This is a genomic window from Rhizobium ruizarguesonis (assembly GCF_012349115.1).
GTDB classification, from domain to species: domain Bacteria; phylum Pseudomonadota; class Alphaproteobacteria; order Rhizobiales; family Rhizobiaceae; genus Rhizobium; species Rhizobium ruizarguesonis.
The window spans coordinates 211,681-230,053 of record NZ_PQIG01000100.1 but is presented as its reverse complement, the minus strand read 5'-3'; the positions used below and the strand labels follow the sequence as shown (position 1 = coordinate 230,053).

The 18,373-nt window shown below is 59.9% G+C and carries 15 protein-coding genes; 1 reads left to right on the top strand and 14 read right to left on the bottom strand.

What is annotated here, in order from left to right; translation table 11 throughout:
* Window positions 1-2: 2 nt before the first annotated feature.
* The 10 genes from rpsS to rpsL all read right to left on the bottom strand — a co-directional run bounded on the left by rpsS (window position 3) and on the right by rpsL (window position 7,504).
* Window positions 3-281 carry a 30S ribosomal protein S19 gene (rpsS, locus tag C3Y91_RS27165; protein WP_003547552.1) on the bottom strand — a complete coding sequence of 93 codons (279 nt, stop codon included), beginning with the start codon at window positions 279-281 and terminating at the stop codon, window positions 3-5.
* 15 nt (window positions 282-296) lie between these two features.
* Window positions 297-1,133: a 50S ribosomal protein L2 gene (gene rplB / locus C3Y91_RS27160; protein ID WP_018067988.1), complete on the bottom strand. Its 837-nt coding sequence runs from the start codon at window positions 1,131-1,133 to the stop codon at window positions 297-299.
* 11 nt (window positions 1,134-1,144) lie between these two features.
* Complete coding sequence (locus C3Y91_RS27155) at window positions 1,145-1,438, bottom strand: 50S ribosomal protein L23 (RefSeq protein WP_003547550.1); 294 nt, start codon at window positions 1,436-1,438, stop codon at window positions 1,145-1,147.
* Window positions 1,435-2,055: a 50S ribosomal protein L4 gene (rplD, locus tag C3Y91_RS27150; protein ID WP_012757020.1), complete on the bottom strand. Its 621-nt coding sequence runs from the start codon at window positions 2,053-2,055 to the stop codon at window positions 1,435-1,437. Before rplD ends, C3Y91_RS27155 begins: the two co-directional genes overlap by 4 nt.
* Before the next feature lie 13 nt (window positions 2,056-2,068).
* Window positions 2,069-2,710, bottom strand: a complete 642-nt coding sequence (gene rplC / locus C3Y91_RS27145) for a 50S ribosomal protein L3 (protein WP_018067989.1) — start codon at window positions 2,708-2,710, stop codon at window positions 2,069-2,071.
* Window positions 2,711-2,749: 39 nt separating this feature from the next.
* The gene (rpsJ, locus tag C3Y91_RS27140) at window positions 2,750-3,058 is read right to left on the bottom strand and encodes a 30S ribosomal protein S10 (protein ID WP_003547547.1); all 309 of its coding nucleotides are present in this window, start codon (window positions 3,056-3,058) and stop codon (window positions 2,750-2,752) included.
* 154 nt (window positions 3,059-3,212) lie between these two features.
* The gene (gene tuf / locus C3Y91_RS27135; protein WP_024320555.1) at window positions 3,213-4,388 is read right to left on the bottom strand and encodes an elongation factor Tu; all 1,176 of its coding nucleotides are present in this window, start codon (window positions 4,386-4,388) and stop codon (window positions 3,213-3,215) included.
* A 68-nt stretch (window positions 4,389-4,456) separates the two neighbouring features.
* Window positions 4,457-6,556, bottom strand: a complete 2,100-nt coding sequence (gene fusA / locus C3Y91_RS27130) for an elongation factor G (protein WP_018068032.1) — start codon at window positions 6,554-6,556, stop codon at window positions 4,457-4,459.
* 29 nt (window positions 6,557-6,585) lie between these two features.
* The gene (gene rpsG / locus C3Y91_RS27125; RefSeq protein WP_168576035.1) at window positions 6,586-7,056 is read right to left on the bottom strand and encodes a 30S ribosomal protein S7; all 471 of its coding nucleotides are present in this window, start codon (window positions 7,054-7,056) and stop codon (window positions 6,586-6,588) included.
* 76 nt (window positions 7,057-7,132) lie between these two features.
* Window positions 7,133-7,504 carry a 30S ribosomal protein S12 gene (rpsL, locus tag C3Y91_RS27120; RefSeq protein WP_003547537.1) on the bottom strand — a complete coding sequence of 124 codons (372 nt, stop codon included), beginning with the start codon at window positions 7,502-7,504 and terminating at the stop codon, window positions 7,133-7,135.
* 497 nt (window positions 7,505-8,001) lie between these two features.
* Between rpsL and C3Y91_RS27115 the strand changes: the two genes are divergently transcribed.
* Complete coding sequence (locus C3Y91_RS27115) at window positions 8,002-8,295, top strand: hypothetical protein (protein WP_003547528.1); 294 nt, start codon at window positions 8,002-8,004, stop codon at window positions 8,293-8,295.
* A 139-nt stretch (window positions 8,296-8,434) separates the two neighbouring features.
* On the opposite strand, the gene rpoC is transcribed toward C3Y91_RS27115, so the two are convergent.
* From rpoC to rplJ, 4 genes are all read right to left on the bottom strand, one after another.
* A complete protein-coding gene (gene rpoC / locus C3Y91_RS27110; protein ID WP_018068031.1) occupies window positions 8,435-12,643 on the bottom strand; it encodes a DNA-directed RNA polymerase subunit beta' in 4,209 nt (1,402 codons plus the stop codon).
* Between the two features lie 189 nt (window positions 12,644-12,832).
* Entirely contained in the window at window positions 12,833-16,972 is a 4,140-nt protein-coding gene (gene rpoB, locus C3Y91_RS27105) for a DNA-directed RNA polymerase subunit beta (protein ID WP_018068030.1), read from the bottom strand.
* Window positions 16,973-17,235: 263 nt separating this feature from the next.
* Window positions 17,236-17,613, bottom strand: a complete 378-nt coding sequence (rplL, locus tag C3Y91_RS27100) for a 50S ribosomal protein L7/L12 (RefSeq protein WP_017963902.1) — start codon at window positions 17,611-17,613, stop codon at window positions 17,236-17,238.
* 58 nt (window positions 17,614-17,671) lie between these two features.
* Window positions 17,672-18,190, bottom strand: coding sequence for a 50S ribosomal protein L10 (rplJ, locus tag C3Y91_RS27095; RefSeq protein ID WP_003547522.1), 519 nt, complete (start codon window positions 18,188-18,190; stop codon window positions 17,672-17,674).
* Between the last annotated feature and the right edge of the window lie 183 nt (window positions 18,191-18,373).

The following is an 18,373-nucleotide window of genomic DNA, read 5'->3' as shown; positions in this document are numbered from 1 at the left end:
TGTTACTTCCTCTTCGCCTTCTTGTCCGCGCCGTGACCGTAGTAGGTGCGGGTCGGAGAGAATTCACCGAACTTGTGACCGACCATGTCTTCATTGACGCTGACCGGGATATGCTTGCTGCCGTTGTAGACGCCGAAGGTGAGACCGACGAACTGCGGCAGGATCGTGGAGCGACGGCTCCAGATCTTGATCACTTCACTACGACCGCCTTCACGAACCTTCTCAGCCTTCTTGAGAAGATAGCCGTCAACGAACGGACCTTTCCATACTGAACGAGCCATTGGAGACTTCCTCTCTTACTTCTTACGCTGATGACGCGAGCGCATGATCATCTTGTCGGTCGACTTGTTCGACCGGGTGCGCTTGCCCTTGGTCGGCTTGCCCCACGGCGACACCGGATGGCGACCACCGGAGGTGCGGCCTTCACCACCGCCGTGCGGATGGTCGACCGGGTTCATGACAACACCGCGGTTATGCGGACGCTTGCCGCGCCAAACGGTACGACCGGCTTTGCCGTCGTTGATGTTGGCGTGGTCAGGGTTGGAGACGGCGCCGATCGAAGCAAGGCAGGAGCCATGAACGAGACGCTGTTCACCGGAGTTCAGGCGAAGGATCGCCATGCCCTGGTCGCGGCCGACGAGCTGTGCGTAGCCACCGGCGGAGCGAGCGATCTGCCCACCCTTGCCCGGCTTCATTTCCACGTTGTGGATGATGGAGCCGACCGGGATGAACTGCAGCGGCATGGTGTTGCCGGGCTTGACGTCGACAGCCTTCTCGGAAGCGATAACCTTGTCACCGGCAGCGAGGCGCTGAGGAGCGAGGATATAAGCCTTTTCGCCGTCGGCATAGTTCACCAGCGCGATGAAAGCCGTGCGGTTCGGATCGTATTCGATACGCTCGACCGTGCCTTCGACGTCGAACTTGCGACGCTTGAAGTCGATCAGACGATAGGTGCGCTTGTGACCACCGCCGATGAAGCGGGCAGTGATGCGGCCGAGGTTGTTACGACCGCCGCTCTTGGTCAGACCTTCCGTCAGCGCCTTGACCGGCTTGCCCTTGTAGAGGGCCGAACGGTCGACGATGACCAGCTGGCGCTGGCTCGGGGTGATCGGATTGAATGTTTTCAATGCCATTTTCTTATACCTCAGAGACCGGTGGAGACGTCGATCGTCTGGCCTTCAGCCAGCGTCACAACAGCCTTCTTCACGTCCTTCTGCTTGCCGACGAAACCGCGGAACCGCTTGGTCTTGCCCTTGCGCAGCAGAGTGTTGACAGCCGTGACCTTGACGCCGAACAGCGCCTCGACCGCAGCCTTGATTTCCGGCTTCGTCGCCTGCTTGGCGACATTGAAAACAACCTGGTTGTTTTCGGATACCAGCGTGGACTTTTCGGTGATCGCCGGAGAGACGATCACATCGTAGTGGCGAAGATCGGTCACTTGAATCGCTCCTCTAGCGCTTCAACCGCAGCCTTGGAAAGCACGAGCTTGCCGCGGCGCACGATGTCGTAAACGTTGATGCCCTGGATCGGCAGAACATCGATGTTGGGGATGTTCTGAGCTGCGAGCTTGAAGTTGCCGTCAAGCTCTGCGCCGCCGATGAAGAGGGCGTTGGTCAGGCCGAGCGTCTCGAAAACGGACGCGAGCGACTTGGTCTTGGCTTCAGCTGCAACCAGGTTGTCGATGACAATGACGTCATCGGCCTTGATCTTGGCCGAAAGGGCGTGGCGAAGGCCGAGCGCGCGAACCTTCTTGGGAAGGTCATGCTCATGGCTGCGCACGACCGGGCCGTGAGCCTTGCCGCCGCCGCGGAACTGCGGAGCGCGAGCCGAATGGTGGCGGGCGCGGCCCGTACCCTTCTGCTTGTACATCTTGGCGCCGGTGCGCGAAATTTCAGCGCGGCCTTTTGCCTTGTGAGTGCCCTGCTGCTTCTTGGCAAGCTGCCAGCGGATGACGCGGGCGAGAATGTCTTCGCGGGGCTCGAGGCCGAAAATCGCGTCCGAAAGGGAAACCTTCCCGGCGTCTTTTCCCTCGAGGGTCTTGACGTTGAATTCCATTGATCTGGCTCCCTTACTTCGCGGCCGACTTGACGGCGTCGCGCACGATGATCCAAGCACCCTTGGAACCAGGAACAGCACCCTTGATCAGGATCAGACCACGATCTTCGTCGGTCGAAACCACTTCAAGGTTCTGCGTCGTGACGCGCGTCTGGCCCATGTGACCAGCCATCTTCTTGTTCTTGAAAACCTTGCCCGGATCCTGGCGCGAGCCGGTCGAACCGTGCGAGCGGTGCGAAACCGACACACCGTGCGTGGCACGCAGACCGCCGAAACCGTGGCGCTTCATGGCGCCGGCAAAGCCCTTACCGATCGTCGTACCCGTCACGTCGACGAGCTGACCGGCTGCAAAGTGACCCGCCTTGATCTCAGTGCCGATCTCGAGCAGCTGATCTTCCGACACGCGGAATTCAGTGAGCTTGGCCTTCGGCTCGACGTTGGCGATGGCAAAGTTGCCGCGCATCGCCTTCGACGTGTTCTTTACCTTCGCCTGGCCGGCACCGAGCTGAACTGCGGTATAGCCATTCTTTTCGACAGTGCGCGTAGCGACGACCTGGCAGCCTTCCATACGCAGTACCGTTACCGGGACATGCTCGCCGGCGTCGTTATAGACGCGGGTCATTCCCACCTTCTGTGCAATCACACCTGAACGCATCGGTTCAATCCTTCTCACTCAGCCCGAAGACCCGAGGTCTCAGAGCTTGATCTCAACATCGACACCGGCGGCGAGATCGAGCTTCATCAGCGCGTCTACCGTCTGCGGGGTCGGGTCAACGATATCGAGAAGGCGCTTATGCGTGCGCATCTCGAACTGTTCGCGGCTCTTCTTGTCGATGTGCGGGGACCGGTTGACCGTAAACTTCTCGATGCGGGTCGGAAGCGGAACGGGGCCCCGGACGCTTGCACCGGTGCGCTTAGCCGTCGATACGATCTCACGCGTGGAGGCGTCGAGAATCCGGTGATCGAACGCCTTCAGGCGGATGCGGATATTCTGGCCGTTCATTCGACTTTATCCTTGTGTCTGTTATCCGCGTGTCACCACTTGGGGACACGACTTACCTTCAGTTACGTTAGCGGGCCACCGGTTTCAAAGATCGAGAAGGACACCGAGATCGGCGTCCCTATCCTTTCCTTGGGCCAGGTGGCCCAGCCGCTAATTACTCGACGATGCTCGCGACGATACCGGCGCCGACGGTGCGGCCGCCTTCGCGGATAGCGAAGCGCAGCTTTTCTTCCATCGCGATCGGAACGATCAGCTCGACCGATACCGTGACGTTGTCGCCTGGCATCACCATCTCCGTGCCTTCCGGCAGCGTCACAATGCCCGTCACGTCGGTCGTGCGGAAATAGAACTGCGGACGGTAGTTGGTGAAGAACGGCGTATGACGGCCACCCTCTTCCTTCGTCAGGATGTAGGCTTCTGCCATGAACTTCTTGTGCGGCTTGACCGAACCCGGCTTGCACAGAATCTGGCCACGCTCAACGCCGTCACGGGTGACGCCGCGGATCAGCGCACCGATGTTGTCGCCAGCCTGGCCCTGATCGAGCAGCTTGCGGAACATTTCAACGCCGGTCACCGTCGTCTTCGTCGTCGGGCGGATGCCGACGATCTCGACTTCTTCGCCAACCTTGACGATGCCACGCTCGACGCGGCCAGTCACAACCGTACCGCGGCCCGAGATCGAGAACACGTCTTCGATCGGCAGCAAGAACGGCAGGTTGATCGGACGCTCAGGCGTCGGGATGTAGGCGTCGACAGCAGCCATCAGCTCGCGGATCGAATCTTCGCCGATCTTCTTGTCGGAATCTTCAAGAGCAGCAAGCGCCGAACCCTTGACGATCGGGATTTCGTCGCCCGGGAAGTCGTAGGACGACAGCAGTTCGCGAACTTCGAGCTCGACCAGTTCGAGAAGCTCGGCGTCGTCAACCTGGTCGACCTTGTTCAGGAACACAACGATCGCCGGAACGCCGACCTGGCGGGCCAGCAGGATGTGTTCGCGCGTCTGCGGCATCGGGCCGTCAGCAGCCGAGCACACCAGGATCGCGCCGTCCATCTGGGCAGCACCGGTGATCATGTTCTTGACGTAGTCGGCGTGGCCGGGGCAGTCGACGTGGGCGTAGTGGCGGGCCGGCGTCTCATACTCGACGTGCGCCGTCGAAATCGTGATGCCACGCGCCTTTTCTTCCGGAGCCGCGTCGATCTGGTCGTACGCCTTGTACTCACCGAAGTACTTCGTGATCGCTGCCGTCAGAGACGTCTTGCCGTGGTCAACGTGGCCAATCGTGCCAATGTTGACGTGCGGCTTGTTGCGCTCAAACTTACTCTTTCCCATTTTCGGGTCTCCGTTTTGCTAGTCCCCGAAGGGATCTAATTCTTGTTATCGGTCAATTGGTATTCCGGTCACTTCTGACCAGAATACTTTGCCTGGATTTCAGTTGCGACGTTCGACGGGACCGGCGAATAGTGATCGAAGGTCATCGTGTACTGGGCGCGGCCCTGGGACATGGAGCGCAGGTTGTCGACGTACTTGAACATGTTCGCGAGCGGAACGTTCGCGTTGATGACAACGGCAATACCGCGGCTTTCCTGGCCCTGGATCTGACCGCGACGGGAGTTCAGGTCGCCGATAACGTCGCCGACATAATCTTCCGGGGTGACGACTTCGACCTTCATCATCGGCTCGAGCAGCTGAGCGCCGGCCTTCTTGGCTGCTTCACGGAAGCAGGCACGCGATGCGATTTCGAAGGCGAGAACCGAGGAGTCGACGTCGTGGAATGCGCCGTCGATGAGGGTCGCCTTGACGCCGAGCATCGGGAAGCCTGCGAGCGGTCCCGAAGACAGAACGCTTTCGATGCCCTTCTGGACGCCGGGGATGTATTCCTTCGGAACGGAACCGCCGACGATCTTCGATTCGAACTTGAATTCGTCGCCTTCCGGGTTCGGCTCGAAGACGATCTTGACGCGCGCGAACTGACCGGTACCACCGGACTGCTTCTTGTGCGTGTAGTCTTCTTCATGCGTCCTGGTGATGGTTTCGCGGTAGGCAACCTGTGGCGCGCCGACGGTTGCTTCGACCTTGAATTCACGACGCATGCGGTCGACGATGATGTCGAGATGCAGTTCGCCCATGCCGGCGATGATAGTCTGGCCGGATTCCTGGTCGGTCTTGACGCGGAAGGACGGATCTTCAGCAGCCAGGCGGTTGAGCGCGAGGCCCATCTTTTCCTGGTCGCCCTTGGTCTTCGGCTCGATGGCGATCTGGATCACCGGCTCCGGGAATTCCATGCGCTCGAGGATAACCGGCTTCAACGGATCGCAGAGCGTGTCGCCCGTCGTGGTTTCCTTGAGGCCGGCGAGAGCGACGATGTCACCTGCGAAGGCTTCTTCGATGTCTTCACGCGAGTTGGAGTGCATCTGCAGCATACGGCCGACGCGCTCGCGCTTGTCCTTGACCGTGTTGATGACCGACGCACCCTTTTCGAGCTTGCCGGAGTAGATGCGGGCGAAGGTCAGCGAACCGACGAAGGGGTCGTTCATGATCTTGAAGGCGAGCATGGAAAGCGGCTCGCTGTCATCGGCATGACGCTCGATTTCAGCTTCCGTCTTGAAATCGATGCCCTTGATCGCGGGGATGTCCATCGGCGACGGCAGGTAGTCGACAACGGCGTCGAGCAGCGGCTGCACGCCCTTGTTCTTGAAGGCGGTGCCGCAGAACATCGGGTGGAACTTGACGTCGATCGTGCCACGACGAACCAGCGCACGGATCTGATCGTTGTCGGGCAGAATGCCTTCGAGGTAAGCTTCGGTAGCGGCTTCGTCGATGTCGACGACCGTCTCGATCAGCTTTTCGCGATATTCTTCAGCCTTGGCCTTCATGTCCTCGGGGATTTCGACGACATCCCACTGGGCGCCGAGCGACTCGTCGCGCCAGATGAGCGCGTTCATCTCGACCAGATCGATGACGCCCTTGAATTCGGTTTCTGCACCGATCGGCAGCTGCATGACGACAGCCGTTGCACCGAGGCGGGTCTTGATCATCTCGACGGAGCGGTAGAAGTCCGCACCGGTCTTGTCCATCTTGTTGCAGAAGATCATCCGCGGGACATTGTACTTCTCGGCCTGACGCCAGACGGTTTCCGTCTGCGGCTCAACACCGGCGTTAGCGTCGAGCAACGCGATGGCGCCGTCGAGAACGCGCAGCGAACGCTCGACTTCAATGGTGAAGTCGACGTGGCCGGGAGTGTCGATGATGTTGAAGCGGCGCATTTTGCCGTCACGGCCCTTCCAGTAGGTCGTGGTGGCAGCAGAGGTGATCGTGATGCCACGCTCCTGCTCCTGCTCCATCCAGTCCATGGTGGCCGCGCCGTCGTGGACTTCGCCGATCTTGTGCGACTTGCCGGTGTAATAGAGAATACGCTCGGTGGTCGTGGTCTTGCCGGCGTCGATATGCGCCATGATACCGAAATTACGGTAGTCTTCGATCTTATATTCGCGAGCCATTGTGGACTGCCTTTCGATACCGTTCGGAATTACCAGCGATAGTGCGAGAACGCGCGGTTGGCGTCAGCCATCTTGTGCGTGTCTTCGCGCTTCTTGACGGCCGAGCCGCGGTTGTTGGACGCATCGAGCAGTTCGCCGGAAAGGCGGTCAACCATAGTCGTTTCATTGCGCTTGCGGGCAGCAGCGATCAGCCAGCGAATAGCAAGAGCCTGGCGGCGCTCCGGACGAACATCGACGGGGACCTGATAGGTCGCACCACCGACACGACGCGAGCGGACTTCAACGTGCGGGGCAATGTTCTCAAGCGCAGAATGGAAAACCGCAAGCGGCTCCTGCTTGGACTTGCCGTGAACTACGTCGAACGCACCGTAGACGATGTTTTCAGCAACGGACTTCTTGCCGTCGAGCATGATGGCATTCATGAACTTGGTGACGACGAGATCGCCGAACTTCGGGTCCGGATTGATCTCGCGCTTTTCTGCTTTATGACGTCTGGACATATTTTGTCTCTTCAACCGTTAAGGCGCTTCATGACGCGGAGGACCTCGCGCAGCGCCGGATTATTCAAAAACCGAATTACTTCGGACGCTTCGCGCCGTACTTGGAGCGACGCTGCTTGCGGTTCTTGACACCCTGGGTATCGAGAACGCCGCGGATGATGTGATAACGGACACCCGGAAGGTCCTTGACGCGGCCGCCACGGATCATGACGACGGAGTGTTCCTGAAGGTTGTGACCTTCGCCGGGAATGTAACCAATGACTTCGAAGCCGTTGGTCAGGCGGATCTTTGCGACCTTACGCAGAGCCGAGTTCGGCTTCTTCGGCGTCGTCGTGTAGACGCGCGTGCAAACGCCGCGCTTCTGCGGGTTCTCCTGGAGTGCGGGAACCTTGTTACGCTTTACGTTCGCCTGGCGAGGCTTGCGGATCAGCTGGTTTACGGTAGGCATTCAACCATCCCTTACGTTTTATCTCAGTACCCTTGCGGGCTTGAACTCGCGCCGTCTCCGGCAGTGACGTACGCTTTCCGTCAATGCGCAAAATATGGCCCGATCCGCTTCCGCAGATGGACCACAAGGAGCAGAGGACGCATAAAATATGCGTCGTGCGTGCAGCATCATGACTTCAACGTGCGTTTAGAACCTTGTTTGAGGTGAACTTCAGGGCGAGTCGCCCCGAACAGCCAAGCCTCACATGGGATCTGATGGCCGGGGTACTACTGGTTTCCACCCGTCTCGTCAAGGCCGGTTAAGAAATAAACTCGCCGTATCGCCTTGATATGCCGGACGAACGCCCTGTTTCATCCTTCTAGACGAATTCACGGCTGTGCACCAAGATAAAAACTTGGGCATTGCAGCAAAAGCAGTTAAGGAATCAGCAATTGCGGCGTTCGGCCCTCACAGCAGGATTCGAGCGACCGAATCGTCAAAGAGCCGAAGGACAGGCGATGATCACGACACCTGATAACGACAATAATTTCGACGGCCCGATGATCTTCATCATCATCGGCAAGGGCTACGAGTCCGACGCCAGCGAAGGCATCGACCTGCACATCATGCTGAAGGCGCCTGACGACGACACTGCTGTCCGCGAGGCCTTGAACGCCCTTGCCGAGGAAGGCTTCATCGAGGCCGATCTCGACCAGATCGGCATGCTGACCGAGGTCCCGGCCGAAGAGCCGCACGCATCTGCCTACCAGGGCGCCGTCGAAGGCGAAGTCGCGATCATCCGGTTCAACTGAAGGGAGCCGCCGCTGACGCTGTCAAGCAGCATAAGCGGACACAGCGCCTCCCTCCCCGCCAGACCAATCAGAGCCGATAAAACAAAAACCGCCCGGATCGCTCCGGGCGGTTTTTCAATTCGTCGACTTCAGCCGCGGATTATTCCGCAGCCGGAGCCTTTTCGGCCATGTCCTGCAGCATCGGCGTGGCAACGGCAGCACCCGTGCCCTTGCGGCGCTCTTCGAGGATCATCTCGTCGCGCGACGTGGCGATGCGGCGGATCTGGGTCATGGTGCCGCCGGTACCGGCCGGGATGAGGCGGCCAACGATGACGTTTTCCTTCAGACCCTGCAGGCCGTCTGTCTTGCCGGCGATCGCAGCTTCCGTCAGCACCTTGGTCGTTTCCTGGAAGGACGCGGCCGAGATGAAGGACGGGGTCTGCAGCGATGCCTTGGTGATGCCGAGAAGAACCGGATCGCCGTAGGCTGGCTTCTTGCCCTGTTCGATCAGATGATCGTTGACGTCTTCGAGCTCGATCCGGTCGACATTGTCGCCGACGATATAGGTCGAGTCGCCTGCATCGGTGATTTCCACCTTCTGCAGCATCTGACGGACAATCACCTCGATGTGCTTGTCGTTGATGACGACGCCCTGGAGACGGTAGACTTCCTGGATCTCGTTGACGAGGTAGGAGGCCAGAGCCTCCACGCCCTTGATCGCCAGGATGTCGTGCGGAGCCGGGTTACCGTCGAGGATGTAGTCACCCTTTTCGATATAGTCGCCTTCCTGAAGGTGGAAGGGCTTGCCCTTCGGGATCAGGTATTCGACAGGCTCGACACCGTCTTCCGCCGGCTCGATGATGACGCGACGCTTGTTCTTGTAGTCGCGGCCGAGGCGGATCGTACCATCGATCTCTGCGATGATGGCGTGGTCCTTCGGACGGCGGGCTTCGAACAGCTCGGCAACACGCGGCAGACCGCCGGTGATGTCCTTGGTCTTGGCGCTTTCGAGCGGCGAACGGGCAAGAACGTCACCCTGGGAGACCTTCGTGCCCGGCTCGACCGACAGGATCGCATCGACCGAGAGGAAGAAGCGGGCGTCACCACCACGGGACAGCTTCGCGATATTGCCGCTGGCATCCTTGATGACGATCGCCGGCTTGAGGTCCGAGCCGCGCGGGGTCGAACGCCAGTCGATAACCTGACGCTTGGTGATGCCGGTCGATTCGTCGGTCGCTTCCAGAACGGAGAGACCGTCGACCAGATCTTCAAACTGAACGGTACCGGCCACTTCCGTCATCATTGGACGGGTGTAGGGGTCCCACTCTGCCAGACGCTGGCCGCGCTTGACCTTGTCGCCTTCGTCGACATGCAGCTTCGAACCGTAGGCCACACGCTGCGACGACCGCTCGACACCACGTTCGTCCAAGATCTGGACGGTCATGTTGCGGCCCATGGCAACGAGGTTGCCATCGGAGTTGCGCAGGATGTTGCGGTTCTTGATCTGCACCGTACCTTCGTACGAGGCTTCGAGGAACGACTGGTCGACCACGGTTGCCGTACCGCCAAGGTGGAAGGTACGCATGGTGAGCTGGGTGCCCGGCTCGCCGATCGACTGAGCGGCGATGACGCCGACGGCTTCGCCCATATTGACCGGCGTACCGCGTGCAAGGTCGCGACCGTAGCAGACCGAGCAGACGCCCGTCTGGATTTCGCAGGTCAGTGCCGAACGGATGCGGATCGACTGGATGCCGGCCTTCTCGATTTCGACGACATCAGGCTCGAGGATCATCCTGCCGGCATCGACGATGCGCTCACCCGTGACCGGATGATCGATGTCGTCGAGCGCCGTGCGGCCGAGGATACGGGCGCCGATCGAGGCAACCACCTGGCCGGCATCGACGATGGCGGTCATGGTGAGGCCCGTCTGCGTTCCGCAATCGACGTGCGTGACGATGCAATCCTGCGCGACGTCGACGAGACGGCGGGTCAGGTAGCCGGAGTTGGCGGTCTTCAGGGCGGTGTCTGCCAGACCCTTACGGGCGCCGTGAGTCGAGTTGAAATACTCGTTGACGGTCAGGCCTTCCTTGAAGTTCGAGATGATCGGCGTCTCGATGATTTCGCCCGACGGCTTGGCCATGAGGCCACGCATGCCGCCCAGCTGGCGCATCTGGTTCGGAGAACCGCGGGCACCGGAGTGGCTCATCATGTAGATCGAGTTCATCGGCTTCTGGCGACCGGTCTTCTCGTCGAATTCGACCGCCTTAATGCGGGCCATCATCTCTTCGGCAACCTTTTCGGTCGCCTTGCCCCAGGCGTCGACAACCTTGTTGTACTTCTCGCCCTGGGTGATGAGGCCGTCATTGTACTGCTGCTCGTATTCCTTCACCAGGTTTTCGGTGTCGGCAACGATCTTGGCCTTGGCATCCGGAATGACCATGTCGTCCTTGCCGAACGAGATGCCGGCGCGGCAGGCATGGGAAAAGCCGAGCTGCATGATGCGGTCGCAGAAGATGACCGTGTCCTTCTGGCCGCAGTGGCGGTAGACCGTGTCGATCATCTTCGAGATGTTCTTCTTGGTCATTTCCTGGTTGCAGATATCGAAGGGCACCTTGCCGTTCTTCGGCAACAGTTCACCGATGAGCAGACGGCCAGGCGTCGTCTCATAGATCTTCGAGTAAGGCTTGCCATCCTCGTCGATCGACTTGAAGCGGCCGCGGATCTTGGTGTGCAGCGTGACGACCTTGCTTTCGAGGGCGTGATGCAGCTCGCCGAGATCGGAGAAGGCCATGCCTTCGCCCGGCTCGTTCTGGTTGAGGATCGACAGATAGTAGAGGCCGAGAACCATGTCCTGCGAGGGAACGATGATCGGCGCGCCGTTGGCCGGGTGCAGGATGTTGTTGGTCGACATCATCAGCACGCGGGCTTCGAGCTGGGCTTCGAGCGACAGCGGCACGTGAACGGCCATCTGGTCACCGTCGAAGTCGGCGTTGAAGGCCGTGCAGACGAGCGGATGCAGCTGGATCGCCTTGCCTTCAACCAGGATAGGTTCGAAGGCCTGGATGCCCAGGCGGTGCAGCGTCGGTGCGCGGTTCAAGAGAACCGGATGCTCGCGGATGACCTCGTCGAGGATATCCCAGACTTCCGGCTTTTCCTTTTCGACCAGCTTCTTGGCCTGCTTGACGGTCGAGGAGTAACCCTTGGCGTCGAGGCGGGCATAGATGAACGGCTTGAAGAGCTCGAGCGCCATCTTCTTCGGCAGGCCGCACTGGTGCAGCTTCAGTTCCGGACCGGTGACGATGACCGAGCGGCCGGAATAGTCGACGCGCTTGCCGAGCAGGTTCTGGCGGAAGCGGCCCTGCTTGCCCTTCAGCATGTCGGAGAGCGACTTCAGCGGACGCTTGTTGGCGCCGGTGATGACACGGCCGCGACGGCCGTTGTCGAACAGCGCGTCAACGGATTCCTGCAGCATGCGCTTTTCGTTGCGGATGATGATGCCCGGCGCACGAAGCTCGATCAGGCGCTTCAGACGGTTGTTACGGTTGATGACGCGGCGGTAGAGATCGTTCAGATCCGACGTCGCGAAACGGCCGCCGTCGAGCGGAACCAGCGGACGCAGGTCCGGCGGGATGACCGGAACGACCTTCATGATCATCCATTCCGGACGGTTGCCCGACTCCATGAAGTTCTCGACGATCTTCAGGCGCTTCATCAGCTTCTTCTGCTTGAGATCCGACGTGGTGTCGGCAAGCTCGGCACGCAGGTCGCCAGCGATCTTTTCGAGGTTCATCGAGGCCAGCATCTCGTAGATCGCCTCGGCGCCGATCATCGCGGTGAACTGGTCTTCGCCGTATTCGTCGACAGCGAGCATGTACTCTTCTTCCGAGAGGAGCTGGTGCTCCTTCAGGGCGGTCAGGCCCGGCTCGGTGACGATGTAGTTTTCGAAGTAGAGGACGCGCTCGACATCCTTCAGCGTCATGTCGAGCAGCGTCGAAATGCGCGATGGCAGCGACTTCAGGAACCAGATGTGGGCAACGGGAGCGGCGAGCTCGATATGGCCCATGCGCTCACGGCGAACGCGCGACAGCGTAACTTCGACGCCGCACTTTTCGCAGATGATGCCCTTGTACTTCATGCGCTTGTACTTGCCGCACAGGCATTCGTAGTCCTTGATCGGCCCGAAGATGCGCGCGCAGAACAGACCGTCACGTTCCGGCTTGAACGTACGGTAGTTGATGGTTTCCGGCTTCTTGATCTCACCGTAAGACCAGGAGAGGATCTTCTCCGGAGACGCGATCGAAATCCGAATAGAATCGAAATTCTGTGCAGGCACCTGCGGATTGAAAAGATTCATGACCTCTTGGTTCATGCCTGTCTCCTTCATGGGCTAAAGCGCCCTCAAAATGCGATGGTCGGCGGCAATTCCCGGGAGCCGCCTCCCTCGCTTAAACGAGAATAACCGCTGGATGCGGCGAAACTTCCCTTCCGGGCCGACATAGATACGGCGCCCGGTGGGACCGGCGTGCGCCGCATTGGCAGCGCACGCCCTATCAAGTGCTTACTCGGCCGCGTCGGGCAGCTGAGCTGCCTGCGCCTCGTCAAGCTTGGTGTTCTCGAGCTCGACGCTGAGGCCCAGTGAGCGCATTTCCTTGACGAGAACGTTGAAGCTTTCCGGAATACCGGCTTCGAACGTGTCGTCTCCGCGAACGATGGCTTCATAGACCTTGGTGCGGCCGGCGACGTCGTCCGACTTCACCGTCAGCATTTCCTGCAGCGTGTAGGCCGCGCCGTATGCTTCGAGCGCCCAGACTTCCATTTCGCCGAAGCGCTGGCCGCCGAACTGCGCCTTGCCGCCCAGCGGCTGCTGGGTCACGAGCGAGTAAGGACCGATCGAACGAGCATGGATCTTGTCGTCGACCAAGTGGTTGAGCTTCAGCATGTAGATATAGCCCACGGTCACCTGGCGGTCGAACTGCTCACCGGTACGGCCGTCATAGAGCGTCGACTGACCGCTATCCTTGAGACCTGCCAGACGCAGCATGTCGTTGACGTCGGCTTCGTTCGCGCCGTCGAAAACAGGCGTCGCAATCGAAACGCCGCGCTTCCACTGGTCGGCGAGACGCAGAACCGAGTCATCGTCGAACTCGTGGACCTGTTCGGCCTTGGGGCCGTCTCCGACGACATCGCCGATGGTCTTGCGCAGCGGCTCAATGTTGCCATTGGCCTTGTATGCTTCGATCAGTTCGCCGATCTGGCGACCCATGCCGGCACAAGCCCAACCCAGATGGGTTTCCAGGATCTGACCGACGTTCATGCGCGAAGGCACGCCGAGCGGGTTCAGAACGACGTCGACATGCGTACCGTCTTCGAGGAACGGCATGTCCTCCACCGGCACAATGCGCGAGACGACGCCCTTGTTCCCGTGACGGCCGGCCATCTTGTCGCCGGGCTGGATCTTGCGCTTTACAGCGACGAAGACCTTGACCATCTTCATGACGCCAGGAGGCATTTCATCGCCGCGCTGGACCTTTTCGACCTTGTCCATGAAGCGCTGTTCGAGGCGCGACTTGGATTCGTCGTACTGACCACGCAGCGCTTCGAGCTCGCTCTGGACCTTTTCGTCTTCGACCGCGAACATCCACCACTGCGAGCGGGGATATTCGGAGACGACGGCGTTCGAAAGCTCGGCTCCCTTCTTGAAGCCCTTCGGGCCGGCAATAGAGGCCTGGCCGCGCAGCATCTCGATCAGACGGCCGTAGACGTTACGGTCGAGGATCGCCTGCTCGTCGTCGCGGTCCTTTGCCAGACGCTCGATCTCTTCGCGCTCGATCGCCATCGCGCGCTCGTCTTTTTCAACGCCGTGGCGGTTGAAGACGCGGACTTCGACGATCGTGCCGTAGGTGCCGGGCGGCATGCGCATGGAGGTGTCGCGCACGTCGGAGGCCTTTTCGCCGAAGATGGCGCGCAGAAGCTTTTCTTCCGGCGTCATCGGGCTTTCGCCCTTCGGCGTGATCTTGCCGACGAGGATATCGCCCGGCTGAACTTCGGCGCCGATATAGACGATGCCGGCTTCGTCGAGGTTCTTCAGCGCTTCTTCCGAAACGTTCGGAATATCGCGGGTGATTTCCTCAGGACCAAGCTTGGTGTCGCGCGCCATCACTTCGAATTCCTCGATGTGAATGGAGGTGAACACGTCGTCGGCAACGATACGCTCGGAGAGCAGGATCGAGTCTTCGTAGTTATAGCCGTTCCAGGGCATGAACGCGACGAGTGCGTTGCGGCCGAGCGCCAGGTCGCCGAGATCGGTCGACGGGCCGTCGGCGAGGATGTCGCCGCGGTTGACCTCGTCACCGACGGTGACCAGCGGGCGCTGGTTGACGCAGGTGTTCTGGTTCGAACGCTGGAACTTCTGCAGGCGGTAGATATCGACGCCGGACTTGCCGGCTTCGAGGTCTTCAGTGGCGCGGATAACGATACGCGTCGCGTCGACCTGGTCGACCACGCCGCCGCGGCGGGCGCCGATGGCAGCACCCGAGTCACGGGCAACGACTGGCTCCATGCCGGTCCCGACGAACGGAGCTTCGGCACGCAGCAGCGGCACTGCCTGACGCTGCATGTTCGAGCCCATGAGCGCGCGGTTGGCGTCGTCGTTTTCCAGGAACGGGATGAGCGCGGCTGCGACCGAAACGACCTGCTTCGGCGAGACGTCCATCAGGTTCATGCTGTCGCGCGGGGCGAGCATGACTTCGCCGGCATGACGGCAGACGACGAATTCGTCGACGAAGGAACCGTCGGCGTTCATCTCGGCGTTGGCCTGGGCGACGTAGTACTTCGCCTCTTCCATGGCGGAGAGGTAGAGCACGTCGCTCGTCACCTTGCCGTCGACGATGCGGCGGTACGGGCTTTCGATGAAGCCGTATTTGTTGACACGGGCAAAGGTCGCAAGCGAGTTGATGAGACCGATGTTCGGACCTTCCGGCGTTTCGATCGGGCAGATGCGGCCATAGTGGGTCGGATGCACGTCGCGGACTTCGAAGCCGGCGCGCTCACGGGTCAGACCGCCCGGGCCAAGAGCCGAAAGACGGCGCTTGTGGGTGATTTCAGAGAGCGGATTGACCTGGTCCATGAACTGCGAGAGCTGCGAGGAACCGAAGAATTCGCGAACGGCAGCGGCGGCCGGCTTGGCGTTGATCAGATCCTGCGGCATGACCGTGTCGATCTCGATCGAGGACATGCGTTCCTTGATCGCGCGCTCCATGCGCAGCAGGCCGAGACGGTACTGGTTTTCCATCAGCTCGCCGACCGAACGGACGCGGCGGTTGCCGAGGTTGTCGATGTCGTCGATCTCGCCCTTGCCGTCGCGCAGTTCGACCAGCATCCTGACCACGGCCAGGATGTCGTCCTTGCGCAGGATGCGGACCGTGTCTTCGACGGTCAGGTCGAGGCGCATGTTCATCTTGACGCGGCCGACGGCGGAGAGGTCGTAACGCTCCGCATCGAAGAACAGCGAGTTGAACATGGCTTCGGCCGATTCCATGGTCGGCGGTTCACCCGGACGCATGACGCGATAGATGTCGAACAGAGCGTCCTGACGGTTCTCGTTCTTGTCGGCTGTCAGCGTGTTGCGGATATAGGCGCCGACATTGATGTGGTCGATACCGAGAACTGGGATCTCGTCGAAGCCGTTCGCCAGGATGATGCCGAGCGTCTTCTCGTCGATTTCGTCGCCGGCCTCGAGGTAGATCTCACCCGTCGAGTAGTTGACGATGTCGCCGGCAAGGTAATTGCCGTAAAGATCGTCGTCGGCGGCCTTGAGTGCCTTCAGGCCCTTGTCGGAAAGCTGGCGCAGCAGGCGCGGGGTCAGCTTCTTGCCGGCTTCCACAACGACTTCACCGGTATCGGCGTCGACCATTTCGGTGATTGCCTTGGCACCCTTCAGCGTTTCCGGCTTGAAGGGAATGCGCCAGCCTTCGCCGTCGCGCTTATAGAGCGACTTCGTGTAGAAGGTATCGAGGATTTCCTCGCCGTCCATGCCGAGCGCCATCAGCAGCGACGTCACAGGGATCTTGCGGCGGCGGTCGATACGGGCGTAGACGATGTCCTTGGCGTCGAATTCGATATCGAGCCAGGAACCGCGATAAGGGATGACGCGCGCAGCAAAGAGCAGCTTGCCGGACGAATGGCTCTTGCCCTTGTCGTGGTCGAAGAAGACGCCCGGCGAACGGTGCATCTGGGAGACGATGACGCGCTCGGTGCCGTTGACGATGAACGTGCCGTTGTTGGTCATGAGCGGCATGTCGCCCATGTAGACGGACTGTTCCTTGATGTCCTTGATCGACTTCGCGCCGGTATCCTCGTCGATATCGAACACGATGAGGCGCAGCGTCACCTTCAGCGGCGCCGCATAGGTCAGGTCGCGCTGACGGCATTCGTCAACGTCAAACTTCGGCAGCTCGAACTCGTAGGACACGAATTCCAGCATCGATGCGCCGGAGAAATCGGTGATCGGGAAAACCGACTTGAAGACGGCCTGAAGACCCTCATCGGGCCGGCCGCCCTTCGGCTCTTCAACCATCAGAAACTGGTCGTAGGACGCCTTCTGAACCTCGATGAGGTTCGGCATTTCTGCGACTTCGGGGATCTTACCAAAAAACTTGCGTACGCGCCTGCGACCGTTGAACGAAAGGGTCTGAGCCATCGTCGCTCCTTCAAAATCTTGCACCCGGGCCTGCAACGGACGGGAACCGATGGCCAGTCGATCCCGTCAATCAATGAGTAGTTCAATCTCGTCCAACCCCGGAAAACGCTCAGCTCGGATTGCTGTGCTGCCCTCGGTGGGAGACCATCCTTTTGAAGAACCCATTACCCAAAAGCCGTTTCGACGCGGCTTTTGGGTAATTCGTTCAGAAAAACGGCAAATGGGAGGCAGTAGAAATACTGCCTCCCAAAAGCAGTTTAGGATTACTTGACGTCGGCCTTGGCGCCAGCGTCTTCAAGCTTCTTCTTGATGTCAGCGGCTTCAGCCTTGTTGACGCCTTCCTTGACAGCCTTCGGAGCAGCTTCGACGAGGTCCTTGGCTTCCTTGAGGCCGAGACCGGTGATGGCGCGGACTTCCTTGATGACGTTGATCTTGTTGGCACCGACATCCGTGAGGATGACGTCGAATTCGGTCTTTTCTTCTTCAACGACAGCAGCAGCAGCACCGCCACCAACGGCAGCAACAGCTACCGGAGCAGCAGCGGAAACGCCCCACTTTTCTTCAAGAAGCTTCGACAGTTCTGCAGCTTCCAGAACGGTCAGCGAGGAGAGGTCGTCAACGATCTTTGCGAGATCAGCCATTTTACTAGTTCCTTTTGTTCGGTTCGAACCGTTTGATTATAAACAGCGAAAAACCGCCTTACGCGGCTTCGTCCTTCTTGGCGTAGGCCGCAAACACGCGGGCAAGCTGGCTTGCCGGTGCTGCAACAACCCCAGCGATGCGGGTAGCCGGTGTCTGGATCATGCCCAGCAGCTTCGCACGCAACTCATCGAGCGAAGGCAGGGTCGCAAGCGACTTGACTGCATCGGCGTTGAGCGTGGTTGTTCCCATGGCGCCGCCCAGAACAATGATCTTGTCATTGGTCTTGGCGAAATCCATGACGACCTTCGGAGCGGTTATCGGATCGGTGCTGTATGCAATCAGCGTCTGACCCTTGAAGAGATTGGACATCCCTTCCGCTTCCGTACCCTGAAGGGCAATCTTGGCCAGGCGGTTCTTCGCGACTTTGACGGTGCCGCCAGCTGCGCGCATCTTCGAACGAAAATCGTTCATCTGCGCGACTGTGGCACCAGCATAGTGGGCCACGACAACTGAGCCCGAAGCCTTGAAGACTTCGTTCAGTTCCGTGACGAATTCGCGTTTTTCCGCTCTTTCCACTGCCTATCTCCAGTTGGCGGGACCGAAAATGGGCCCGCCGGTTGCCTTTTGCCTCCTGGGATCATGCGAGATCCCAAGCGACGCTTGAGGATCCTGTCCCCCCGCGCTCTCGCGCCAATCAAGGCTAAAGAGGCACAAGGCATCCAAGGCTCGAACCGAGTTCCTAGAAGCGAACTTCATGCA